Origin of the sequence: Mycobacterium liflandii (genome assembly GCF_022354805.1) — a bacterium.
GTDB classification, from domain to species: Bacteria; Actinomycetota; Actinomycetes; order Mycobacteriales; family Mycobacteriaceae; genus Mycobacterium; species Mycobacterium marinum.
The window spans coordinates 3,111,155-3,135,833 of record NZ_CP023138.1 but is presented as its reverse complement, the minus strand read 5'-3'; the positions used below and the strand labels follow the sequence as shown (position 1 = coordinate 3,135,833).

Sequence of the window (24,679 nt, the reverse complement as noted above, 5' to 3'; positions counted from 1 at the left end):
GATCGACACGATGTGCCGTGATGACTTAGGGGGCCACGCGGGCGCCCGCGTGCGCCGCGGCATGGGCTCCGGCACGGCGCCCGAAGAATGATCCCTCCCCCAGCTGCGTACCGCTCGCGTAGCCCTTGCCATCCTGGGCGATGTTGGAGGCGCACGCGCCGGCCGCATATAGGCCCGCCACCACCGACCCGTCGCTTCGCAGCACCTCGCCGTCGACCGATGTGGCCAGTCCACCGAGGGTGAAGCCGGCATACATCGCCTTGCCCAGCGAGATGTCGAATGCTCCCCATGGCCCCTTGTCCTGGGGGGCAAGGAATTCCGGCTGTTTGTGAAAGTCGGGATCCTCGCCGCGCGCGGCATAGGTGTTGTAGCGATCCAGCGCCGCAACCAAATTGCAGTCCGGAATGCCAAGTGCGGCTTCCATTTCGGCGACGCTCTCCCACCCGTCGATCAACGGAACCAGCGGCATCTTGGGATGCTGCAGGTGTGCCTCGTCGACGATCAGATAGGCCGCGCTGTCGGGTTGATCCATGATGAACCCCGCCGTGCGGGAATGATATGAGTCCTCGGCGACGAAACGCCGTCCGAGCTTGTTGACGATGACGCCGGTCAGCAGGATCGATGGCGGGTACGGCGGAGCGGTAACGAAGATCTGATCCATGTGTTCGGTGGCGCCGCCGGCCGACACCCCCATCCGAATGCCCAGCCCGTCGTCGTAGGTGTTGCCGAGCACGAACGGCTTCTCGGCCAGTTTCGGGGTGTACTTGGCGACCATCTCGGGGTTCATCACAAATCCCCCGGCAGCAATAATCACCGACTTCGCCTTGATCGCGCCGGTTTCGGTGAACCGCTTCCACATCACTCCGGCTACCCGGGCCGCCGTTCCCGAGCCGGCCACGATGAGTTCGGTGGCGCCCGTCTCGTAGCGGATCTGCACCCCCAGGCTCGCGGCTCGTTTGAGCAGCAGGTCGATCACCATCGACGCGCCGCCGGTGTCACCCGGAACCGGCACCTTGTGGCCGCGTGGCGCCGGCACCGCCTTTTCGAAGAAGGGCCAAACCTTCTCATTGCCGGTGAACATCAATCCCTCGGTGTTGGGCTGGATCACCGCCTTCCCGGGAAAGTAACTACGCTCGAACTGAAAGCCGAGGTCTTCGAGCCAGTTGAAGTGCTCGACGCTACCGTCGCAGTAAGCGCGAATCTTGGCGTGATCGGGCTGGCGCGACACCGCAGCCAAGTACTTGTACATCTCATCGGGTGTGTCCGAGTGACCGGTCGCCTGCTGGACCGCCGTTCCGCCGCCCAGATAGAAATGCCCTCCGGCCAGCGATGTGGTTCCGCCCGCCGCGGCGGCACGTTCGAGCACCAGCACCCGGGCGCCGGCGGCGGCCGCCGCGACTGCTGCGCATCCCCCGGCGATACCGAAGCCGATTACCACCACATCGACGTCATCCGTCCATGAGGTCACCGTGTCTGAGCTAACCGTCGCTGGTATCTCGGTGTTCAACGCTGCTCCCGTTTGATGTAGTCATAAAACGCCTTGATTTCCGGCGAGAAGTACGCAATTTCCACAAACGGCACCCCCGCCTGTGGTGCCGCGACGTAGGCGAACTGAATTCCCCCCGGCATCGAGCCGCGCTGGACCACGCTGGCGCCGTGGTCAGCGGCCTCGGCCAGTGCGATCTCAAGCTGCTCGGGGCCCTCGACCTCCAGACAGATGTGATGCAGGCCCGGCCCGCAATCGCGCAGAAAGTCACTATAGATATTCTCTCCGCGGACCGGAGAGATCAGCTCCAGCTGAATGTCGCCGAGATAGCTCAGGGAGATACTCGCGACAAAGTCGGCGGGCTTGCCGCGATAGCTGCAGCTGTCCGGAGCAAAGTGCACATCGGGTATCCGCACCCACTTGCGAGCGCCCAATAAGCCTGTGAGCGCTGCTTCTGTAGCATCCAGATCCGGGGTGACCCACGCAATCTGTGTCGGCGACCGGACAGAAAGGTTCATCGTCTCGCAGGATAGCTCAGCCCGCTGAGCCCAGAAAGAGCGCAGAGGAACTTTGCCATCGTCACTAGTGGCGGTAACGCCGGGCCCAGGTGAACACGTTCTAATTCGGCGAGCGGCGCGGGTAGGTGGTCGGTCGGACGCAGCGGTGTCAGCGACTCCGGGATTCCGGCCGAATCGCGACCGCGGGCGTTTTAGCCGGCAAACGGCACTCCGAGATCCTGGCGCATCTCGTCAGAGGTGCGCTGCCAGGAGACCGCGGCGGGAAAATCGCCCCAGATGCTGTTAAAGATCCCCACCAGCTGCCCTGGCCCTGCGCCGGCAACGTAGACGGGTCCGCCGGAGTCACCCCGCTGACTTTCGACGCCACCGGTCATGGTGAACCACCCATTGTTGACGCTCTCGACGGTCCCGCACGTTTCCCCGGTGGTGATGCCGAAATGGCAGACCGCTTGGCCAGGTTGCAGCGCGAGACCCGGGTTTGAGGTCAAGGGGCGTCCCCCCGGCATGATGTTGCTGATCCGCACCCCATCAACCAGCATGATCGCTTCGTAGTCTTCGATCGTCTGATCGGTGGCCACCGTGGTACCGCTGGGTGTGTTGTCGCGGAAGGCCCGCAGCTGCCCGATGATGGCGTTGCCCCGGTCGGTGACTGGTCCGTCGCCTCGGCAGTGCCCCGCGGTAAAGGCCATGTGCATCGCGGGATCGACCCAGGCCAGGGTGCAGACGTGGTTGTCCTGGTGGATCTCCATGCCGGGGAACACCAGCGGCGGTTCGGCACGTGCGGCCGGCGCCCACGCGAACGCGAGGGCCGCGGTCGTGGCTGATACGGCGAAAGCACGCAATGCCAGGCGGCGAACCATGGAATCTACCCTTCGGGGCCGGCGCAATGCCGACCACAGTTAGACGTTACGGCGTATCTCGACTTGACGAATAACTTTTCGTAAACGGCCCCCCGGCCGTTACATCGGCTAAGTCGGACGCTAGCCAGACGTGGTCACAGTGGCTGCATCCTCGGCCCGAGGTGTTGCCGTCGTCGACGGTTGCCACCCCGGCGGCCCAAACGCGTAGCCTAGCCGGTCACGCAGCCTTGTCGCCGATCGCCAATCGCGAGCAATCGCCACATACTCACGCGTCTGCAGCTTCCAGATGTTGAACGTGTCGACCGGTTTGGTCAGTCCGTAGTGCGGCCGAGCGGTCTCCGCCTGGAAGCTGCGGAACAGCCGGTCCCAGATGATCAGGATGCCCCCGTAGTTCTTGTCCAGGTACATCTGGTCCATCCCATGGTGCACCCGGTGATGCGACGGAGTGTTGAAAATGAACTCGAACCAGCGTGGCAGCTTGTTCATTCGCTCGGTGTGCACCCAGAACTGGTAGATCAAGCTCACCGAAAACCCGAAGAACACCATCCAGGGCGGTAACCCCAACAGCGGCAACGGAACCCACATGAGCACCTCGCCGCTGTTGTTCCATTTCTGCCGCAACGCGGTGGCAAAGTTGAAATATTCGCTGGAGTGATGTGCCTGGTGAGTGGCCCAGATCAACCGGACTCGGTGAGCGATGCGGTGATAGGTGTAATACAGCAGGTCGACGCCCACGATCGCAATGACCCAGGTGTACCAGCGCCCCGGCGAAAGATGCCACGGGGCGACATAGGTGTAGATGGCCGCGTAACCCAGCAAGGCCAGCGTCTTCCAGAAAGCGATGGTGACCAGTGATACCAGGCCCATCGAGATGCTCGCGACGGAATCGCGGGTGTGGTAGGAGCCCGATACCGGCCGCGGTGTTTCGGTGGCGCCTGCCTCGAGTTTTTCCAGCTTGCGAGCGGCCGCCCATTCGACCGTCAACAGGAACAGAAAAAATGGGATGGCGAACAACACCGGATCGCGCATTTCGCCGGGCAAGACGGCGAGGAAGCCTGGTAGAGCACTCACGTTAGACAGACTACTGATATCCGGTTTGCCGCCCCAGGGCCAAAAGGCCCGGCAATCGTGGAGGTAGCGCCATGGACGGCCCGCCGCGCAAGCCCAGCATGCCCTACCGGCTCTGTTACGCGCCTCCGGTCAGCGCTGCCGACTGTTTCCGGTTGCCGAGCTGGACCGCTGGGCCGCCCACCCACGGTCTATGAGGTCAGCCCGCGACTGTCCGGGGACGCGGGATCGAACCTCACCTGCTATGTCTGCACGGCGGCGGGTACGTGCCGGATCTGTTGCCTCATTTCCACTGGCCCGCGATTGCAAGATTCGCCAACACCCTGCGCCGCACCATGACGGTGCCGATCTACCCAGGGCTCCGGCGTTGTTGATTAGCAGGCTTGTGAGCTGGGGAATTGTGGATTGAGGAGGTCTAGGTGGCGGTTGGCGGTCAAAGCGGTGATCCGGCAGGCTTCGGCGATGTTGTCGGCGCCGTTGAGGCGGTGCAGATTGATCGCGGTGTTGCGTAGCGTTGCTAGGACCTGTGCGCCGTTTCCGGTATGTGCCCTTTGACGGTCTTCGTCGAAGGTGACGTCGCGTATCCAGTGCAGGCTGTTCTCGATTCCCCAGTGTTGACGCATCCAGGTCATGATCGCGGTAGGGCGGGCGTGCTCGAACGGCAGGCTGCAGATGGCATAGACCACCTCCACGCTGCGCTGGTCGGTGGCGGTGATCAAACGTTCACGAGTGATCCGGATGATTTGTTTTGCGTAGGGGAAGCCGATTCCTCGTACAGCGGTGATGATTTGCAGGGTGCGGGTCTCGACACGGCCGTGGCCGCGGGAGTCGTCGGTAGCGGCTGCGGGCACCTCGGCCCAGGGCAGCGCGGTGATACGCGCAAGTATTTTGGCTTGGTTGGACTTGACGATCATCAGGTAGTGCGACTTCAAGGTGGCGCAGATCAACTTCGCGGTGACGACCTGGGTATGCATCGCATCCACGGTGACCAGCCACCGCAAGCTACCCGGCAGCAGCGTGAGCAGGGCACGTACGCAGGGAATTTCATTGCTTTTCTCGGCGACAGCGAGTTGACCGAGCACCAATCGGGCACGGTGGGCGAACACCGACACGAGATGCGTGGCTGTCGCTTTGGCGCGTAAAGCACCACGCAGCATCTTGCCGTCCAACGCGATCGGCACCAATCCACTGGGGTCGCTGCTGGCCACGTGTGCAGTGAAGTAACTGCCCATCCTGGCGTTGAGGTCGGCGGGGTCTAGCCGAGACAAAACAGCGCGGAAGGTCTTCTCACTGGGCCGCCGGAACCGGACCCCTAATTGGGCCAACACATCATCGGGAGCGGTGGCCGCCCATGTAGCAAAAACAGCATAGCCGCGCATCCCCGCGGCAGTGGCCAGAACCGCGATCGCCAACAAAGCCATCAGCGAATACCTCCGACCGCGTGGGTCCCTCGGGTCTGGCACCGAGGCCAACACATCGAGAAACTCCGATCCGATGAGCTCGCTGCGCTCACCAGGACTCCAGCGGTCGAACACCTCTGGAACCGACGACACAGGCAATACTGAAACGGTAGGCACGGGCAACTCCAGACCAACGACGAACAGTAACCAACTCGATCGTTCTCCAGATAGCCCGTGCCTACACTCCGGCCCCAATAGCGCGGCACCAAAGATCATCAACCCAGCTCACAAGCCTGCTAATCAACAACGCCGGAGCCCTGCCGATCTACCCCATCGCCCCCGAACTCACCTACCGCAAGGTGTTCCCGTTCCTCTTGCGGCTCTATCACCGGATTTTGCAGACCAGTGACCCGAATTCGGTTGCGTTCAGAGGTGATCCGGCCGGGGGCGGGATGGCGTTCGCGCTGTGCCATGCGCTGCGCGACGCGGGACTGCGGTACGCGGGACTGCGGTACGCGGGCGGAGATCCGCTGGGCACTCCCCTGCTGAGCCCGAGCGTCGGCCCGCTGATCGGCTTGCCCCGGCTGACGATATTCACTGGGACTCATGACGTGCTCAATCCCGATGCGCGCGCGTTGCGGGAGCGCGCCGCTGACGAGGGGCTCGACATCGGATGGTATGAACGCGACAGAGGTTTACACGTGTGGATGCTGATGCCGGGCCATGATGCGGCCGCGGCGCTGGCCCGGATGAGCGAGGGGCTGAGCGGTTGAACCGGGTACTGGTGATTGGTTCTGGTTTCGCGGGACTGTGGGCGGCCCTGGGCGCCGCGCGGCGAGTCGAGGAGCTCGCCGTACCGCCCGGGTCCGTCGACATTACGGTGTTGAGCGCCAAACCGTTTCACGATATCCGGGTTCGCAACTACGAAACCGATCTGAGTACCTGTCGGATCCCGCTCGCCGACCTCCTCGATCCAGCCGGGGTCTCACATATTCCCGCGGTGGTGGTTGGGATCGACGCCGCGGCACGCCGAGTGCGCACCGCCGACGGCCAGACGTACGAATACGACCGCTTGGTGCTCGCCTCGGGTAGTCAGGTGGCCAAGCCCGACCTTCCTGGCCTGCAGGAGTTCGGATTCGATGTGGACACCTATGAGGGTGCCGTCCGGCTGCAATGTCACCTGCAACAACTGGCCGATCGGCCGCCAGCGGCCGCCGCGGCCACGGTCGTGGTGGTGGGAGCCGGGTTGACCGGGATCGAAACCGCTTGCGAGCTGCCCGCTCGGCTCGCAAAGTTGTTCGCCCACAGTGCCGTCGTCCCCCGAGTGGTACTGGTGGACCACAACCCCGTGGTCGGCTCGGATATGGGTGCGTCAGCGCGGCCGGTGATCGAGGAAGCGTTGTCCGAGGTCGGTGTTGAGACCAGGACCGCGGTCGGTGTTACCGCGGTCACCGAGGCTGGCGTGGCGCTGTCATCGGGTGAGCTGCTCGAGGCAGCCACCGTGGTGTGATGCGCCGGCATGCGCGCAAATTCGCTGGCCGAACAACTGCCGGTACACCGTGATCGGCTGGGGCGTGTCGAGGTGGACGACTACCTGCGGGTGGTTGGGGTTCCCGAGATATTCGCCGCGGGCGATGTGGCCGCCGCCCAGATGGACGACGACCACGTGTCGGTGATGTCGTGTCAGCACGGGCGGCCGATGGGACGGTATGCGGGCTACAACGTGATCAGCGACCTGTTCGGCGAGCCACTGCTGGCCCTGCGGATTCCCTGGTATGTAACGGTTCTCGATCTGGGACCGGCCGGCGCGGTCTACACCGAGGGGTGGGACCGGATGGTGGTGTCGCGTGGCGCGAAGGCCAAGGCCACCAAGCAGACCATCAACACTGAGCGGATCTACCCGCCGCTGACCCGAGATCGCGCGGACCTGTTGGCAGCCGCCGCTCCGGACCTACAGGACCGGCCGTAGGTCAGTCCGGCTCGGTGCCGGGCAGCACGGGATTGGACTGCTCACCTGCGTACCAATGCACTGCGTAGATGCCTGGTTGTAGGGACAGCTCGGCCACCAGCCGCTCTAGCTTGGCGGGCGTGTGACCGTCCAAAAGGATGTGGGCGGTCAACGCGATGTTGTCGTCGTTGGCCTGGCCAGTGTGAATGCCACGGAGAATGATGTCGTTTCTGGCGATGTGTTGGACGATCTGGGCGCGCGCGTACTTCGCCGTCTTGGGGCGGCAGAGAACCTGTAGGCGATAGGGCTGCAGGCCTTCATCCTCTTCGACCCCGTTGTCGTGGTCGATCAGTCGGCCCAGTGGGCGTCCCAGCAAGTGAACGCTGACGATGGTGCCGGTAGCGATCAGCGCAAAGATCAAGTGTCCGGAGGCCGCCAGCACGCCCACCGCTGCCGAGCACCACAGGGTGGCGGCGGTGTTGAGGCCGCGGACGTTGAATCCCTCCCGCAGGATTACTCCACCGCCGAGAAACCCGATACCGGACACGACGTAGGACGCGACCCTGGTGGGGCTGCTGTCCTCGGTCGCGACGGCGTACAAGACGAATAGCGTGGCTCCGGTGGCCACCAGGGCATTGGTGCGCAACCCGGCCATGCGCGCGCGCCATTGCCGCTCGATGCCGATGAGGGCGCCACAGCCGAGTCCGACCGCCAATCGAAGTGTGAACTCAGCAACGCTCAGGTTCTGCACTGGCGTCGCACTCCCTTCCTGACCGACACGATGGCGACGGCAGCTAAGCACGCCTGGGTTAACGACAGGTGGAGTCAAGGCGAACCGGCCGCATCGTAGTGGTACTCAGCGACGACCTACCGGCGGCTCAGGGGCGATCCATTCGGTGCGATTTGGGCAATTTCGTTTTCGGCCGCATGGTTGAGCCGAAAGCCGCGACCTGCTAGATCAGGCGTGGCTGAGGTGATGCGGACAGTAGTAGGTCGCCGCCAGCACAGCGAACTGCGATGCCGCCTCCATATTGAATCCGGGATTGTGGGTCTTCATATCATGAACCAGTTCCAGGCCGGATTCGCCGCCGTCCAGACACCAGCACACCGCCTTGGCCGATCCGATGGCTTGGTCCGGGTTGGAATAAGTGATACCGGCATTTTGCAGTGCGGCAAGAAAGCCGACATCGTCCCCCCCGCCTTCGTCAGGGTGTGCGTGCGCGGGCGCGGCCAGCCAAATCATGGCAGACAGCCCGAGGAGAGCAAATAGCGTTTTCATTGTTAGCCATTCTCCGATCCCACAGCAGTTGCCTATTGCCAATTATTCCAGCTCGAGCTGGGGCATAGCTGTTAAATGTGTGTGGTCTAGCCACTGCCGCAGCGGAATGCGGCACTGGCATCGATGATGCCCACCGTTGCGAGTCGAAATTCCCCGAATGCTGTTCCAATCTTCTTGGCGCGCAGGTTATTTGGCGCTCTAGTGACGCGATTGTGGCAGCGCAGCGCGGGTAAGACGCTTCGAGATCCCGGCATCGGGGCCCATCATTGGGCAGCTCCAACGTCGAACTGCACTTCCCCACTAGCCTGGCTGCGCATCGGTGGGCACGACTTTGGCTTTGTCGCCTTTGGACAGGTGCACAGCATGGATACCGGGTTTCTTCGCCAGCTGCTCCAAGAGACTGTCAAGACCTTCCTGATCGACAGTATGGTGCTGGACACTTTCGGGCTTCTCCGATATTTGCGCGACCAGACGTTTCAACTTTTCCGGTGAAGTGGCGTCTTTGAGGTCTTTGAGCGGAGTGAGGCGACTGCGGACGCCGGCGCGTTTGTACGCGTCCGGGGCCCCGGCACCAAAGGCACTTCCGAGCATGCCCGCCACTGCCATGGAGCTGAGCAGCCCTCCCTCGCCGAGTGCCGCTGCCGGGACGGCCTCGGGTCCGGCGGCCGACAGCGCGGCGGCTACGGTCCTGATGGTCGGCGTGGCCGCGGCCCAGCTCGGTGGAACCGTCAATTTTCCGACCAGGGTGCCGCGCCCCCAGTGCGGCGTCATCGCCTCCGGCTGTATCGCGCTGAACAGCGTGCCCTGGTTCCAGTGCGGAGCCAGCCCGAGGCCGCCTCCCAACGCGTCCTTGGGAAGCGGGCCGAGCCCGGGGTGCGGGGCGAACTTGAGGAACTGCGAGGCGGGGAAGTTGATCAGCAGGCCGATGTCGTTAAACCCGGTGGTGAAGTTCAGCGGAGTCTTGATGGCGTTGTACAGCGTTAAATAGGTCGTCGCGCCGGATGGCCCGAAAAGGCCGTTCAGCAGCGCGGTGACCGCTGCGGTATAGCCGGTGCTGAGGTCGGCACCCAACTGCAGTAACCAGGAGATGGGGCCAGTTGCCAGCAGGTCCTGCACGGTGGCGGCCGGGGAGGCAGCGGCAGCTTGGCCCACCACTGCGGCTTGACTGGCCAACCCGGCAGCATTGACGACTTGCGGTGGTTCGGCAAATGGCGTGACTTCGCTGGCGGCCGCCGACGAGCTGGCGTAGCCGTCCATCGCGGTGGCGTCTTGTGCCCACATTTCAGCGTATTGCGACTCGGCCGCGGCGATGGCCGCAGTGTTCTGGCCGAATAGGTTGGTGGCCACCAGCATTGCCAATTGCGCGCGATTGGCCGCGATCTCGACCGGTGGCACGTGTGCGGCAAACGCGGTCTCGTAGGCGGTCGCCGCGGCGGTGGCCTGTGTCGCCGCCTGCGCGGCTTGTGCGGCGGTGGCGCCCATCCACGTCACGTAGGGTGCGACCGCGGCCGCCATCGCCAGCGAGGACGGACCTATCCATGGCCCGCTGGTCAGGCTTGCGATCACCGAGGAAAACGCGGCGGCCGTGGACTGCAATTCCGCGGCAACCGCGTCCCAGGCTGCCGCGGCGGCCAGCAACGGCCCCGATCCAGGACCGGTGTACATCCGGCCCGAGTTGATCTCCGGCGGAAACGCTGCATAGAACATGCGGTACCCCTTACCTGGACTTCTGTGCCTGGATCGCCCGGGCCGGGCTGCTGTAGGAGTTCTCGTGATTCATGGCAGTCGGCGTCCTATTCGTCGAGCGCCGGGATCACGATGATGGTGGCGGCGGCTGGGTCGGCCTCGGCAACAACCCCGCCGAGCGAGTTCGCCACGACACCCCCACTGGACGAACCAAACGTGCTGGCCCCCATGGCACGTCCGGCGAGGCTGGACAGCGCCATCTGGCCGAAGACCCCCGCCTCGCCCGGTAGCCCAGCGGTCGGCGCGGCCGCCAGGTTGGTGGATAGCACCGATGAGACCAGTCGCATCGCGGGTGCGGCCTGAGTCCAGCCTTGCGGCACCGACATGCTGCCCACCAGGGCGGCGCGCCCCATCGTCCCCGATACCGAGTTCGATACCGACGCCGAAGTCAATCCGACGCCGCCGGGACTGATCTCCGGAACCAGCGGCGCCAGCGTCCCGGTGATCGCTTTCGGACTGTAGAAGGCGTTGAGCCCCTGAGCGTTTTGCACGTAGGCGTAGACCTGCCCGAAAGACAGGAACGGGCCACCCGGTATCGAACTGATCCCCTGCAGTGAGAATGGCCCGGTCAAGGTTGCCATGATGGTATTCCAGTTCGCCAGGTTGGTGGCGAGCCATGGAGGCAGGGACACCTCGGGCAGGATGGACGCCGCGGTCGGTGCGGCGCTCGTTGTCGCGAGGGTTTGCAGCGCATTCGGTACCGAGGTGATCAGTCCGGCCAGCTGGGACACTACGTCTGAGCTGGCGGCGGTACTGCTGGCCTGGGCCACGGCGACGGATTGAGCGGCCCCCGCCACCGGATTCGTGGTTTGCGGCGGCTCGGTAAATGGCGTCAGCGCCGAGGCCGCGGCCGCAGTGCCGGCATAGGCGTACATTGCCGCCGCGTCTTGGGCCCACATCTCCAGGTATTGGGCTTCGGCGGCCGCGATAGCGGGAGTGTTTTGTCCGAAGATGTTGGTCGCGATCAGCGCCATCAGTAACGCGCGATTGGCCGCGATCACCGGCGGTGGCACCGTGGCCGCAAATGCCGTCTCATACGCGCCGGCGGCCAGCTTCGCCTGGGTGGCGGCCTGCTCGGCTTGAACGCCCGTGGTATTGATCCAGGTCACGTAGGGTGCGGCCGCTGCCGCCATCGTGATCGACGACGCACCGGTCCACGGTGCCACGGTCAAGCCTTGGACCGTTGAGCCATACGAAGCTGCCATGGATTGCAGCTCGGCGGCCAGCTCGTCCCACGCCGCGGCCGCAGCTATCAGCGGCGCCGCGCCTGGCCCCACATACATCCGCCCCGAGTTGATCTCCGGCGGAAGCGCCCCAAAGTCAATCATCTGCTACCTCCGGTTCTTAGCTGAACGCCAGGGTAATCACGAAGCTGTAGTCCCGCACGATGCTGGCCTCGGCTCTTATCGAACTCATTAACCACCCCCTGAACTCTCCAATGATTGATCCACCGAGCCACAACAAAAACTATCTCATATCCCCGCGGAAAAAATCCCAAATCGTCCTTTGGCTAGCCACTATTCGCGCCCCCATGGCCGCATACGACGTTGATCTTGAATGAGGCATATTTGCACCGCGTTCCCGCCGCGTGATCTCGATGTTAAAAATCGATCTCACCACCCCAGCGGCGCGTGTGAAGCTTCCGCTCAGCGATGCACTGCCGCCACTACCTATGCACCTAGACACAGTTATAACCCAACTCATGGCAAACCACCGCCCAGGCGGAGCCGCGTTCACCATCAACGCAGAGGACAAACACGATCGATGGGCGATTATTGACACACAAGTCCATATTTGTATTTTGCAGGCGAAATCGCACGGCGCCATTCTCGAACGAGCGGAAATGTCCCACTAAGAACAGCATTACAGTTTCACTAATATGAATTCATGTAGTAATTTCACGCTACCCACCGTAATGACCGACGGTGCGACGCTACCAACGGATAAGGCTGCCGCATGGCCTCCCGGATTTGATGCGTGATGGCGAGGAGTTTGATTGCTGAACACGTGGGTGCGAACGTCGCCAACTGCCAGGGGGAACGATGTCCACTCCCGTGGCGCAGGCAGTTACCGGCGCAGTACCGGATCAGCCGGAGCCGGGGCTCCAGACGACCGGGTAAGCATCGACTTCACCGAACTGACGGCTGCTCGTCATGGGGCGTTCTCCTTGCGTCGGAGGAAGGTTACGCACCTCGCGGGCAACCAGGTTCACAATCGGCTGTTACTCGGCTGGCTGGTTGCTGCAGGTTTGCTGGCAGGCCATCGCCCGGCGTGCCATGACGGTCCCGCGGCCGGGCGTGAAGCTTGTGCGCTGCAAATACCGCAGCCCACGGAGCAACATGACTACCGGACGTGGTCGACGATGTCCTTTGCGTGATCCGACTTCGCCTCGGCCGCAGATTTCCCCGCAGCTATCCCGCCGCGGGAGGGCGGGCGACAAAGATGGGGCGGAAGCCGTATTGGGGCAAAGCCCGCCCAAACGGCTGCCCAGCCATATTCCCGAACGGCATGCCGGGCATGCCGGCCGCCGCCGTCGGCGGAGGCGCGACCATCGGTGTGCCGCCCAGGGCTGAACCCAGCGGGCTGGCCAGTGGAGCTGCCCCCGTCCAACTCGGCGGCACCGACAACTTGCCGACGATGGCGGCGTTGCCCGCGGCCGCCAGCCCGGCCTGGCCACCGACGGACCCGAGCGGCGCGGAAAGCGCACCGCCGAGCGCGCCAGAACCCGTGGTTCCGAGCGCGTCCTCGGCCGCATCCGCCACCGCTGCGGTGCCCAGCATGCCGAGAAAGGGGGTGACCATATTGCTCGGCAGCAGAAAGCCGGTCGAGGCGATGGTGTTCCAGATATTGGCGTTGGGCCCGAACTCCGACCACAGCGTGGCTAGCCAGGACTGGCCATTGCCGGACAGCAACGTGCTCAGCAGCCCGGACGGCGCGGATGCCGAAGTGTTGGAAGACGCCAGTCCCTGCAACACGTTGGGAACTGCCGACATCAGCTGGGCCAGCGTTGACTGCTGTGCCAGCAGCCCAGCCGGATTGGTGTTGTGCTGCGGCTCGAGGAACTCGCTTAGCCGCGTGGCGGCGGCCGACGAGCCGGCATAGCCGTACATGGCCATGGCGTCCTGGGCCCACATCTCGCAGTATTGGGCCTCTACGGCTGCGATTGCCGGAGTATTCTGCCCCAGCACATTGGTCGCGACCAGCACCATCAATTGAGCCCGATTAGCTGTAATCACCGTGGGCGCCACGGTGGCCGAGAAGGCAGCTTCGTAGGCTGCCGCAGCGGCTGCCGCCTGTACCGCACTCTCCTCAGCCTGCGCGGCGGTGGTGCTCATCCATGCCACGTACGGCGCTGCCGCAGCCGCCATCGAGGCCGACGCCGGGCCGTACCATTCCTCGCCGGTCAACGCCCTGAGCACTGAGTCGTAGGACAACACGGTGACGCGAAGCTCCGCAGCCAGGCCCTTCCAGGCTGAGGCTGCGGCAAGCATCGGGGCGGAGCCTGGCCCCGAATACATACGTGCGGAATTGATTTCGGGTGGCAGTGTGGCGAAATCCAGACTGGCGGTCATCGCTGGCTTCTTTCTCTACCTGGCCGTGATGGCGTTGGCGGCCGTTACGGCCGAGTGGGACGCGGGGCGGGCATCGGGTTGCGTAGCCCTAGCGCCCGATTGCGCTCCGGTGCACGCTCGGTGCCCTATACATGGGCGCTATCCACCGAATTATGTTGTGGCCCAGCTTTATATCGGTCCAGGGGCCACATGGCATCGGGCTTCTCCTGACGCACAACGACACAGCGCCGATACCGCAACTTCGCGCGCTTCAGCTACACGTCCGCAGCACAGGCTAAGGCGTGCCGATCAAACAAACGTGGATGAAACCGTGTCAGATAACGAAAAGGGCGCCGGGATCGGATCGAAACGAAATGGCCGTTGGTCTCGAATACGGTCTATCACCGGGACTCACTTCGCACTCACCTCCTCGGGGCCGGGGCACGCGGGGTGCCAGTCACACAGCACATAGAGGCGAGTGCCCAGCACGACGACTGAGCGCGGCACCCCTCTCGTCAGAGCTTTGGCACCACACGGCGTATCCGACGCTTTCAAGCCGGAAGTCACTTGGGCTCAACCCTTAAGCCGGGAAGAGCTGTCCTGACCCGGGGCGTCTTTCGACGTTCGAGGTCAGTGGCCTGTATCCGTGCAGACGCCTCACCTAGCGAAGTGCTTGCAGAGGTCATAGTTTCACTCGAAGCGGTGACCGTCAACCCAACGCGCCCGTGGCTGCCCGATCATGCCGGTAAGGCGATGCGCCATCGTGTGCCGGGTTTTGTTTCATCGCAGCGCTTTTCGCTGTCTTCAGGTCACACACGCGGAGCGGCGCAACTCCGCCGGCTTCGGTGCAAGCGCGTTGTTCAGCCGCCCGAGAGCGGGCGCGGCATTATCGTCAGCCGGAATCCGTACCGGGGTCCGGTGCCGTAGCTGCGCGCGTAGGCGCCCGGAGCAGGTACCCCGGGTACGCCAGGCATCGCCGCACTCGCCTCCGGGGCGGTAGCGGTGCCAGCGCCCGGGAGCGCGGTGGCGACATGATCTGTCACTTCGGTGGTCCCCGCCCAGCTCGGCGGGACCGACAGTCGACCCACCATGGTCGCCTGGTTGGTTCCCGCGGCGACTCCCCCCAGGCCCGATTGCGGAACTGTCATTCTTGTCCAAACGGCATCGCCGGAATCGGATCCCGTAATTGGCAACGCAATCCCTGGTAAGCCGTCTAGGGCCAACGCATTGACGTCGGCCATTGCCGATATCACGGCGGGCACGACGATCCCCGGAGCCGTGTATCCGGCCGAGATGACTCCATTTGCCAATGAGGAGTTCAAGAAGGTCCCGAAGGCGTTTCCATCGTTGCCGTCCAGAAAGTTCAGGATGTCAGCAAGCAGACCCGACCCTGCAATGGTGTCCAGCGGTGCCGCCGCCGGTGCGGCGAGTCCTTGCAGACTTGCCGGTACCGCGGACATGAGTTGGGGCAGTTCGGTCTGCGTGAGGCCGCCCATAGCGGTACTCGCCGCCTGGGCAACCGCCGCGGTCTGACCCGCCAGCCCGGAGCGGCTGGCGGTGTGTGCTGGTTCCGAAAATGGTTCCAACGTGGATGCCACCGCGGAACCGGCCGCATACCCGTACATGGCTGTCGCATCCTGCGCCCACATCTCGGCGTATTCGGCCTCGGTAGCCGCGATCGCCGGTGTGTTGATGCCCAGAAAATTGGTAGCCACCAGCGTCAGCAACTGCACCCGGTTCGCCGCAACCACACTCGGCGGCACCGTCATGGCGAACGCGGCCTCGAACGCCGCCGCGGCCGCCGCCGCCTGACCGGCCGTCTGCGCGGCCTGTAGCCCGGTGGCGCTCAGCCACGTCACATACGGGGCCGCCGCTGCCGCCATAGCCGCCGAAGCTGGCCCCAGCCAGCCGTCGCTGAGCAAAGCCGAGAGCACCGACTCGTATGCCGCTGCCGTCAAAAGCATTTCCGCGGAAACGTCATCCCACGCCGCCATAGCGGCGAGCATGGGCGCTGACCCTGGGCCCGAATACATGCACAGGGAGTTGACTTCCGGTGGCAGGGCCCCGAAATCCATTGCCGGCAAGACCATTACCCGAGCCTCAACGCGAGGGAGTCATGCTGGCAGATTCGGTAGCCGCGGCAGTCCCGGAACCGATCGTCGATGTCACGGTGACTTCCGTCTCGTCATCCAGCAGCTGGCGGGCGCCCCATGATCGTTGGGCGGAATCCGTACCGGGGGCATTGCCGAGGCTGTGCCCGTAAATGCCCGCGGGCATACCTGGAATGCCGGGCATCCCGACTGCCGCTTCGGGGACAACGGCCGTACTGGTCCAGCCGCCGCCCGGGGCTGCCGCACCGGCGTGATTGGCCACCGCTGTTGCCACGCCCAGCTTTGGGGAACAGACATTCGCCCGACCAGCTCAGCCTGGTTCATACCCGCCGAGATTCCTCCAGTCCCCAGCGTGGCTGCCGTCTCCTCACCCAGAACCGGCAAACTTTCCGGGCTTGCCGATGATGCCGCGGGTATCCACGACGGATTTCCTTCGCCGGACCCCATGGGCGGTACCGCGGCCGATTCCTGGGCACCCAGTGCCACTGCATTGATATCGGCCATTGCGGCCCAGATTGCGGGTCCGACGACGGCACGGCTGACGTATCCGGCTGAGACGAACCCGTTCACCAATGACGAGTTCAAAAAGACCCCGTACGGGTTCCAGTCGTTGCCATCCAGGAAGTTCAGCAGTGCGGCAAGCAGCCCGGATCCGGGAATGGCGTCTATCGGCGATGCGGCCGCTGGTGAGGCCAGCCCCTACAGGCTCGCCGGCACCGCGGACATCAGTTGTGGCAGCTCCGTCTGAGTGAGGTTGCCGACTGTGCTGCCTACTGCCTGAGTGACCGCCGCCGACTGACTGGCCAGCCCGCTTGGATCGGTGGTCTGCGCCGGCTGGGTGAACTGTGTCAGCGTCGATGCGGCTGCAGAGCCGACCGCGTAGCCATACATCGCCGCCGCGTCCTGAGCCCACATCTCGCCGTACGCGGCTTCGGTAGCGGCGATGGCGGGCGTGTTCTGCCCCAGAAGATTGGTGGCAACCAGCGTCTGCAACTGAGTGCGGTTGGCGGCCACCTGCGCCGGGGGCACCGTCATCGCGAACGCGGCCTCAAACGCGCCCGCCGCCGCTGCCGCTTGGCGGGCGGTTTGCTCAGCCTGCATTCCGGTGATGTTCATCCACGCCAGGTACGGAAACACGGCGGCTTCCATCGACTCCGAGGCCGGCCCCAGCCAGCCGTCACCGGTTAGCACGGCGATCACCGTCTCGTATGCGGCGGCCGTCGAGCGCAACTCGGCAGCGAGCCCATCCCAGGCTGTTACCACAGCGAGCATCGGAGCTGAGCCCGGCCCCGAATACATGCGTATCGAATTGATCTCTGGTGGCAGTGCTGCGAAATCCATCTCCAACGCCCCCTACCCGGCCGCACTCGACGCGGCCATCATCGGCGCAAGCGATCCAAGCCCGCGCGCCGAGAGGGTGTCGGTACGCCGTCGATGATCAGGTTCAGGCTGCCGCCGCGCGCTTCCAAAACCCGGGGCGGGAAGAGCTACTTCTATTGCAGCCAAAAACAATTCGCCCCGGACAGGGGCAGGGCCTTGGTTGGCTAGCCTGCCGGCCGGCAGTGCCGGGACTGGCGGTCTCGTCATGACAAGAGACATCGGACTTTCTCCTCTTTGGGATAGCCCGACCCGGCTATTGGCTCGGCCGCTGTGGTGGTGTCGGGATGTTGCCGATGGCACGTGCACAATCAGTTCGCGCGTGCCTTCGGGCACTCGGCGCCAGTCGATTCAGACGGCGGAATTTCTGCCCGGACCGGATCGGATGGAAACGGTCACCAACTTCGCACAACCACTGTCAACTGGTTCAGTCCCGCCCACCTCCCGTCGCAATCCGGCGCCCACGGGAGTGCGCGGTGGTTGCGCAACTCGGGTTCAAGCCGCCAGCAGTGTTTGCTGGACCGGGCGGCCGGTGTTGCGCAAGCTTTGGCATGACATAGCGTATCCGCCCAACGGTGCGCGATGAGCCGAGTTGATCTCAATCCATCCACGGGGCGAACCAGCGCGCCCCGGAGCATCCCCCGACCACTGATGCCAATTCCGATTTCGAGGCCCCGTTTTCGTGCAAAGACTTCGGCTGGTGAGGCAGAACCAGCGTCATGGTGTCACCGGGGTCAACCCAGCGTGAACGCGACTCGCGGTGGTTGCGCCGGGCGAATACGGCGCCCCGCGTCTGGGCCCGTGTAGGTTCGTCCTCCCGGGCGACTGCGGGTTAGCTGGGCTTGGTGCTTGCCGCGCCGAGGCCTAGTTCGTCTTCTTCTCTGCCACCGCGGCACTGAGACCTTCGGCCAGGTCTTCTTTCGTCAGCTCTCTGAACCTACGCATCTGCAGCTCGCTGAATTCCGTCAGATCACTGTTGAGCACCGCATCGAGATCTTCATCGTCGAGGCGGAAACTGCGGTGGTCACGGGCCTTCTCCACGACATTGCGCACGAAGCCGGCGTTGCCGAGCATGTCGATGCCGCGAATCAGGTCGCCGTCCTCGGAGTAGTTCTGGTCGTTGTAGAACCTGGTGTACGACGGCAACAACACCTGAGCTTCTTCCTCAGTGATGACGTCTTCGTTCTCCTGGCCCATCAGTTTGGTGAGCGCAATCAGCTCTTCGGGCGTGTAGCTGAAAAACTCGATCACGGTCGAAAAGCGCCGTCGCAGACCCTGGTTCACCTCGAGCATCTTTTCCATGGCCTTGGCATAGCCCGCACCGAATACGACCAACTCGTCGCGGTGGTTCTCCATGTACAGCAGCAGGGTGTTGATGATCGCGTTGCCGTAGGGGTCGCCCTGGGAGTAGCCCTTCTCATGAAGGGTATGCATCTCGTCGAAGAAGACTGCGCCGCCCAGTGAACCCTCGAGCATCTCCTCGGTGTTCTTCTCCGCGTCGGCCATGTAGCGACCCAACAGCTTGGTGCGGCTGGTCTCTACCACCAGCGGCTTGCGCAGCACCGTCAGCCCGCACAGCTGTTTGGTGAATGCCCTTGCCACCGAGGTCTTTCCAGTACCAGGAGGACCGAATAACAGGGTGTGGCGTGAGGTCACCGGAACGGGAAGCCCCATCTTGGCGCGCGCCAGATTCACCTTGGTGGTCGACTTGATGAGCTTGATTTCTTTCTTGGCCTGCTCCATGCCGAGCATCGCATTGAGCTCGGCGTCCCCCTCGGCGAGATACTTGGCAGCCATCTCCGCATGCCGGGCGGCTTCGGTTTGGGCACGGGTAGGCGCACTGTCCGGATCCCATGGATCCTTGCGCGCCTCAATCGTTTCGGGGTCGGTCAATACCAGTCGGTAGTTGGGGTTATCCAAGGCTTCGCGGGCTGGGCTGAACTTTGCGTCGCGCGAATACACGCGACGCAACAGCTCGACGGCTTCCTCCTCGCGCCCCACGTGGCGCAGGCACATGCCCTGGGTGTAGAGGGCGATATTGGCCGCGCCGGGAACCCGGTCCCCTTCGATGGCCTCCTGCGCACGCCGGAAGGCCTCCTCGAAGACCCCCAGTGATGCCAAGGCCGTTGTCGCCATCGCCGCACCGGCCGCCTTCAGCTCCGGGTGCCGCCAGGGCGTTGCCTCGGGGAACTGGGCCAGCACGTCGGGCCAGCGCTTGGTGCGAAAGTACAAGACACCTCGCACATAGCTCACCAACTCGGCATCGAAGGGATGCTTGGGATCGGTGGTGTCGAGCAGGTCCGAGGCCTCCTGGTAACGCTTGTTCTCGGCCAGAACGGCAGCGTAGGCGCAGGCCAACGAATCGACACTGGTAACAGCCAGCCGCAGGAACAGCCCGTCGGACACCTCGGGGCGGAACTGCAAGTCGGTAACGCCGAGACGGCGGGTTTCCCAACCGAAGGTTCTTACCGCCGCCCATGCGCCGGCGAGAACGTCCATGGTCTGGTCGCCGGCGAGCAACCGTGCCAGCCAGGCGTCACACATCGCTGGATCGAGCTTGGTTGCGGTGGTGAACATCTTAGCCGCAACCTGCGGGTTATGGCTTGGCTGTAGCCCGTTGACCGAGATGCCCGACGCCAGAAGACCGGCGACCATGGCGTTGCGGGCATCGTCTGCAGCTGATTGTGCGCGGGTCATTGCCCTGTGGTCGCGCTTGTCGCGTGCTCCTGTGTTTGCCCCACAGGCAGTTCCAGCTCGTCGTGGTCTAGCAACTCGCGACTGGAAACAACCAGCTGAGCCCGGGTGGACGGCACCGGCAGGCTCGCTCGCACTGCCGCCAGTTGGCGGCCGGTCAACCGGTTGAGGCCCACCGATAGCTCCTTGGGCAGGCGTTCATCGCTGTGGTAGCGGACCCACGCCGACAACCGAGGTTCTCCCGCGCGCATCACCAGACGAAGCGTGAGCACCGTGGCGCCTACCTCGGGGGCGTCCGAGAGCCAGACCTCATCGAGGGTCTCGGCGTTGATGTCGGCCGGCGTTACCCAAAAACTGGTCGCATAGCCGTTGAAGTGCTTGAGATGACGCCAGCCCGGACGGCTCCAGGTCGGCTCCAGCTCGGCCAATATCGCGCTGTCAACCTCGGCCAGCTCGTCGGCCGCCAATGGGCGCGCGGCACAACTCTGGCCATCGAGCACCTGGGCAAGCCGCTCGGTGGCTGTCACCAACGTCGAGGCCAGCGAATCACGACTCGCTATCGCCGCAACGTTGCGCTGGGGATTCATCCGCAAGATCAACCACGTACGGCGACGGTTCGCGGCGGGACTCTCCCCCACCATTCCCCACTCTTCCGGGCCCCACTCATCCAATGAAGCCGACGCCCGGGCCGCCTCGGCACCACCGCGGACCTCAACGGTCACGATGTCGACGCCATCGAGCTGAACATCGAACTGTCGCAAGTTCTCGGCTACAGTCGCCACCGGTACCACCGCCGACTGCGTGGTGCGATGCCGATGCCGACCCGCGGCATCTCCCTCGCCATCGTCGACGGTGATCACGGTGACCAATCGGCCATGATGCTCGCGCACTCCGACGGTGTCGCGCCCGAAACGACGCTGGTGATCCACGGCCGGTGTGCAGCCGGCACCCAGTGCCGTGCCCGGGTCAGCGGACCAATCCCAAAGCCAGGCAGTGATACCCGAGGTGACCGTGATCCGGCGATAGGTGACGACCGACAACAAGGTGGCCAGCACGGCAATGCCGACGCCAACCCACCACGCGATGCGGTTCTCGCCCTGCCACGAGTCTGGGCAATGGCTGGCCACGATCAGAATGAGCAGGTCGATCACGAACACTGTCGTCAACCGCGCCCACGACAAAGCTAAACCGAACCTGCGCTGAGCCTTCATCGCCGCTTCCGTGATCGCCGCATTAACGTCGCCGTACCGAACACCGCACCGCCTATCAGTAATGCACCGGTCAATCCGCCGGCAGCCACCCATACTGGCACCATATTGCGCTCTGCGGGCGGCTTCGGCAGCTCCAGCGGTGCCGATAGCTGCTTAGGCGGCTTGACCGGCCCTTCGGGCACGTCCCAGGTGAGGGCAGCCACCGGATCCACCACACCGTAGCCGACCTGGTTGTCCACTCCACGAGCGGGCGGGCGGGCGGTGTGAATGAGCCGATTGCTGATTTGGTACGCCGACAGCTCCGGATACTTCGCCCGGACCAGGGCAACCACGCCAGACACGATCGCCGTCGCAAAACTCGTGCCAGCCGGAACCAGCAACGAGTTGTCCGGACCGTCGATCGCGTTGATCAAGCCGTCGTCACGGGGCGAGAGTCCGATGACATCGGTCCCGGGCGCCGCGATCGACACCCATGGTCCGGCGATGCTCATCTTTGTCATCGGCTGACCGTTGGTGTCGACTGCGCCAACCGTCAAGACATAGTCACTGAACCAAGAGGGCGTCACCACCGTGGTGACCGCGTTCCAGTCACGTGGGTCGTCTGGCTGCAACGGATCAAAGATCGGGTTCTGCTTGCAGTCCTTCTTGCTGCCGTCGCCGGCCGCGGCCACTATGACCACGTTCTTGTCGACGGCCGCGTAGTGGACTGCGGCCCCCAGCGCGTTCTGATCGATGACGTTGCGGGCGCTCATGCAGGTCACATCGGAGATGTTGATCACCGACGCTCCCATGTTGGCGGCATGGACGATCGCTCGCGCCATTGTCTCAACGTCGTCGATCTTCTGTTGCGTCTGCGGATCCTCATCCCCGGTGTAGGGGTCCTTGAGGCCGAACGCCTGGCTCGATTGGCGGATCGAGATCAGCTCGACCTCCGGCGCAATCCCGCTGAATGCATCCGGTGCCGGCGGCGGCGGGTCGAGCGGACGCGGGCCGCCCGCGTGGTCGACCCCCGTCACCCACGCACCACCTGAGTAGCTGGGGATCGTCACCGTTCCGCCACCATGGTTGCTTGCCGGCGGTTGGCCGGGAGCTGGCGGGGGCACCGGCCCGGGTCCGGGCTCACCCTGGGGAGCCCCTTCCTCCGGCGGCAGCCCCGGAATCACTGTCACCGTTTGAGGAGGCACAGGTGACAACGTCACGGTCTGCGGCGGTGGCGGCTTCTCGGTGGTGGGGATAGTGACCGGCCGGCGTGGGACTGCCGGAGGCGGTAGCGCCCCGTTGGCCGGCGCCGCACCGATCATCGACGCCACGATGGTGCCGTGGGCGTCGCAATCCTGCAGCCCGTCACCGCCCATCACGTAGTCCCCGCCCGGGATCAAGTGGGGAAACCGCGGGTGCGGTGTCACACCGGTGTCGATGACAGCGACCTTTACCCCGGCGCCACGGCCGAATTGCCATGCCTCGTTGATGTTCAGCATCTCCATGTACTTCGGCTGCAACTTGAAGTCGGTGCCAGGCAGCACCCCAACCTCAGTGCAGTAGGAGTTCTGTTTCATCGGGGCCGGCGGTCCCGGCGTACCGTCGGGCGGCAAAGCTCCCAGATCAATGGTCGGAGGATTGATTGCGTACGCCGGTGGCAGGCCGGCCAACGCACCCGAGGCAAGCAGAAGTGCGGCGATGGTCGCGGTTGATCCGCGACCAGGCCGCAACCTGCCGCTAACGGTACCGAATCGCTGCATAGACATTCATCAACCAGAATGCCAGCGGGAAGATTGGCATCAGGCAGAGGTACTCCGTCCATTCCACGAACTTGCGGAACAACGGACTGTAGATGGTGTTGGGGACAACGGCCGCGGCCGTCATTCCGGCTGCGGGCAGCAACACCAACAGCGACGCCACGATCGACACCGACAACGGCGAAGACAAGACCAGCGCGTATCGGACCGACACCGCAGCAACCACGATCACGGCGGTGACGGCCAGGGTGATCGACTGCCAGCGGTCGACGTAGGAGCGCCCGCGCAGCATCAGGAAGCCCGAGGTGAATCCGGCGAGCATCAGTGGCAGCCAACGCTCCGAGGTGTGCGGATTGCACAGCGAGGTCAGCGACACCACCATCAGCACGCCCAACCCGACCAGCAGACCGCTCAGGAAGGACCGGGCCCGTTCGGCCTGCAACACCACGTCGCGCACCGAGGCGGGGCCCTCCAACACGGGGGGACCGCCAGCGGCGACCGCCACGGTGGTGGGCAGATCGGGACGTGCCTCAAATACCCATCGGCTGGTTGCGGACGGGAAGACCGGCAGCCGGATACCCGACAGTCTCCGCGACAGCGCGGGCGAGGCGTGGTACATCACGACGCAGATCAACAACATGGTCGCGAACAGCGTCACCGCGCTGGTCGCGGCGACCATCCGCGACAAGCTCGCCAATGTCGTCAGGCCACAGATCGTGACGATGGCGGTATAGATCGCCAGTCGTCGACCAGTGAATCGCAGGGCCAGCGCCGCGGCGATGGACAGGACCCCGAAGCCGAGCACGGCCTGCGGAGAACCGACGGAACCAGGCGGTGCCGAAGCCGCCGCCACGGTCAGCGGCGCAAGACCGCTGACCAGCATGATGTCTGCAACGCGCCGATCCGCATCAGTGGTGGCACGCATCAGCAGCATCATGGCGACCATCAGCACAAGCACGGCAATCACCGAGGCGAAGATTGTGGTCAGCCACGTGTTGTGGTGCCAGCGCCACCAGCCCAAGACGCCCGAGGCAAGGATCACACCGGTCCCCACCATCCCCGCGCCGACCTGCACCGCGACAACTGGGTCGATCGAGGCGAATCGCTTGCTGAGATTCGACGCAACCGCAGTGGAGATGTGCTCGATGACCTGCGACCGGTGTTCGGTGTCCGGGATGAACCGGATCCACAGCCGGTCGCCGTCATAGACGTCTTGTTCGGTCAGCGACTGGGTAGCACGCAACGGCGAGCCGTCGATCAGGCACAACGCCCATCTACCGCGCCCAGCGGCCTCCAACGTCGACTCGCCGAGCTCCCGCAGCCGACTGTTGACCACCTTCAGCAACGGGTCGGTCATCACCGAAACGGGAGCATTGGCGTCGAGCAGAACCCCGATCTGGACGCCCTCGCCAGCCATGATGCCAACTACGACCGCCCGAGGCGAAGATACGCCCTCAAGTTCGGCCTGTGGAGCATCAGCTACTGCGGTCATCGTTCTGTACCCCCTGCTGTGGCGAACGTGTTACTCCGTGACTTCAGCCGCGCCCGGGGCTCTGTCGGTACATACACCGTCGGTACATACACCGAAGCGCCGTAGCCCGCTTTCATTTGCGGCTCGACTAACTCCAATTTCATTTGCCTCGCCTTGCGACTAATAGTTGTAGTTGCCGTTGCTTTTCAGTTTTACTGCGGAT

Annotated in this window: 16 protein-coding genes, 2 pseudogenes and 1 riboswitch; of the genes and pseudogenes, 2 read left to right on the top strand and 16 right to left on the bottom strand. The window is 64.2% G+C overall.

The features are described 5' to 3' along the window. Nucleotides 1-25: 25 nt before the first annotated feature. From CKW46_RS14115 to CKW46_RS14095, 5 genes are all read right to left on the bottom strand, one after another. Nucleotides 26-1,507 carry an FAD-binding protein gene (locus CKW46_RS14115; protein WP_015355485.1) on the bottom strand — a complete coding sequence of 494 codons (1,482 nt, stop codon included), beginning with the start codon at nt 1,505-1,507 and terminating at the stop codon, nt 26-28. Continuing rightward, complete coding sequence (locus tag CKW46_RS14110) at nt 1,504-2,004, bottom strand: VOC family protein (RefSeq protein WP_117435357.1); 501 nt, start codon at nt 2,002-2,004, stop codon at nt 1,504-1,506. Before CKW46_RS14110 ends, CKW46_RS14115 begins: the two co-directional genes overlap by 4 nt. A gap of 191 nt (nt 2,005-2,195) precedes the next feature. Then, entirely contained in the window at nt 2,196-2,864 is a 669-nt protein-coding gene (locus CKW46_RS14105) for an Rv1815 family serine proteinase (protein WP_117435358.1), read from the bottom strand. Between the two features lie 120 nt (nt 2,865-2,984). Then, on the bottom strand, nt 2,985-3,935 hold the full coding sequence (locus CKW46_RS14100) for a sterol desaturase family protein (RefSeq protein ID WP_015355482.1): 951 nt from the start codon (nt 3,933-3,935) through the stop codon (nt 2,985-2,987). 371 nt (nt 3,936-4,306) lie between these two features. After that, entirely contained in the window at nt 4,307-5,509 is a 1,203-nt protein-coding gene (locus tag CKW46_RS14095) for an ISAs1-like element IS2404/ISMul1 family transposase (protein ID WP_482053414.1), read from the bottom strand. Between the two features lie 275 nt (nt 5,510-5,784). Between CKW46_RS14095 and CKW46_RS14090 the strand changes: the two genes are divergently transcribed. Both CKW46_RS14090 and CKW46_RS14085 read left to right on the top strand, forming a co-directional pair. Further along, nucleotides 5,785-6,105 carry an alpha/beta hydrolase fold domain-containing protein gene (locus CKW46_RS14090; RefSeq protein WP_499017892.1) on the top strand — a complete coding sequence of 107 codons (321 nt, stop codon included), beginning with the start codon at nt 5,785-5,787 and terminating at the stop codon, nt 6,103-6,105. Beyond that, nucleotides 6,102-7,301: pseudogene (locus CKW46_RS14085) on the top strand (NAD(P)/FAD-dependent oxidoreductase). Before CKW46_RS14090 ends, CKW46_RS14085 begins: the two are co-directional and overlap by 4 nt. 1 nt (nt 7,302) lies before the next feature. Here CKW46_RS14085 and CKW46_RS14080 read toward each other — a convergent pair. The 11 genes and pseudogenes from CKW46_RS14080 to eccD all read right to left on the bottom strand — a co-directional run bounded on the left by CKW46_RS14080 (nt 7,303) and on the right by eccD (nt 24,477). Continuing rightward, entirely contained in the window at nt 7,303-8,031 is a 729-nt protein-coding gene (locus CKW46_RS14080) for an MgtC/SapB family protein (RefSeq protein ID WP_012394401.1), read from the bottom strand. 207 nt (nt 8,032-8,238) lie between these two features. Next, a complete protein-coding gene (locus tag CKW46_RS14075) occupies nt 8,239-8,601 on the bottom strand; it encodes a DUF732 domain-containing protein (RefSeq protein ID WP_482053283.1) in 363 nt (120 codons plus the stop codon). Between the two features lie 258 nt (nt 8,602-8,859). Then, nucleotides 8,860-10,266, bottom strand: a complete 1,407-nt coding sequence (locus tag CKW46_RS14070; RefSeq protein WP_012394399.1) for a PPE family protein — start codon at nt 10,264-10,266, stop codon at nt 8,860-8,862. Nucleotides 10,267-10,352: 86 nt separating this feature from the next. Continuing rightward, nucleotides 10,353-11,633, bottom strand: a complete 1,281-nt coding sequence (locus CKW46_RS14065) for a PPE family protein (protein WP_482053282.1) — start codon at nt 11,631-11,633, stop codon at nt 10,353-10,355. A 1,083-nt stretch (nt 11,634-12,716) separates the two neighbouring features. After that, on the bottom strand, nt 12,717-13,877 hold the full coding sequence (locus CKW46_RS14060; RefSeq protein ID WP_015355477.1) for a PPE family protein: 1,161 nt from the start codon (nt 13,875-13,877) through the stop codon (nt 12,717-12,719). Between the two features lie 479 nt (nt 13,878-14,356). Next, nucleotides 14,357-14,532: riboswitch (M-box (ykoK) riboswitch) on the bottom strand. Between the two features lie 184 nt (nt 14,533-14,716). After that, entirely contained in the window at nt 14,717-15,946 is a 1,230-nt protein-coding gene (locus tag CKW46_RS14055) for a PPE family protein (RefSeq protein ID WP_015355476.1), read from the bottom strand. Between the two features lie 10 nt (nt 15,947-15,956). Next, nucleotides 15,957-17,308 (bottom strand): annotated as a pseudogene (locus tag CKW46_RS14050) (PPE family protein). A 900-nt stretch (nt 17,309-18,208) separates the two neighbouring features. Then, nucleotides 18,209-20,041 (bottom strand): type VII secretion system ESX-5 AAA family ATPase EccA5, encoded by a 1,833-nt coding sequence (gene eccA5 / locus CKW46_RS14045; RefSeq protein WP_015355474.1) that lies wholly within the window; start codon nt 20,039-20,041, stop codon nt 18,209-18,211. Continuing rightward, on the bottom strand, nt 20,038-21,249 hold the full coding sequence (gene eccE / locus CKW46_RS14040) for a type VII secretion protein EccE (RefSeq protein WP_482053280.1): 1,212 nt from the start codon (nt 21,247-21,249) through the stop codon (nt 20,038-20,040). Before eccE ends, eccA5 begins: the two co-directional genes overlap by 4 nt. Continuing rightward, on the bottom strand, nt 21,246-22,988 hold the full coding sequence (gene mycP5, locus CKW46_RS14035; RefSeq protein WP_482053413.1) for a type VII secretion system ESX-5 serine protease mycosin MycP5: 1,743 nt from the start codon (nt 22,986-22,988) through the stop codon (nt 21,246-21,248). The genes eccE and mycP5 overlap by 4 nt, the downstream gene beginning before the upstream one ends. Continuing rightward, nucleotides 22,966-24,477: a type VII secretion integral membrane protein EccD gene (gene eccD / locus CKW46_RS14030; RefSeq protein ID WP_012394391.1), complete on the bottom strand. Its 1,512-nt coding sequence runs from the start codon at nt 24,475-24,477 to the stop codon at nt 22,966-22,968. The genes mycP5 and eccD overlap by 23 nt, the downstream gene beginning before the upstream one ends. Between the last annotated feature and the right edge of the window lie 202 nt (nt 24,478-24,679).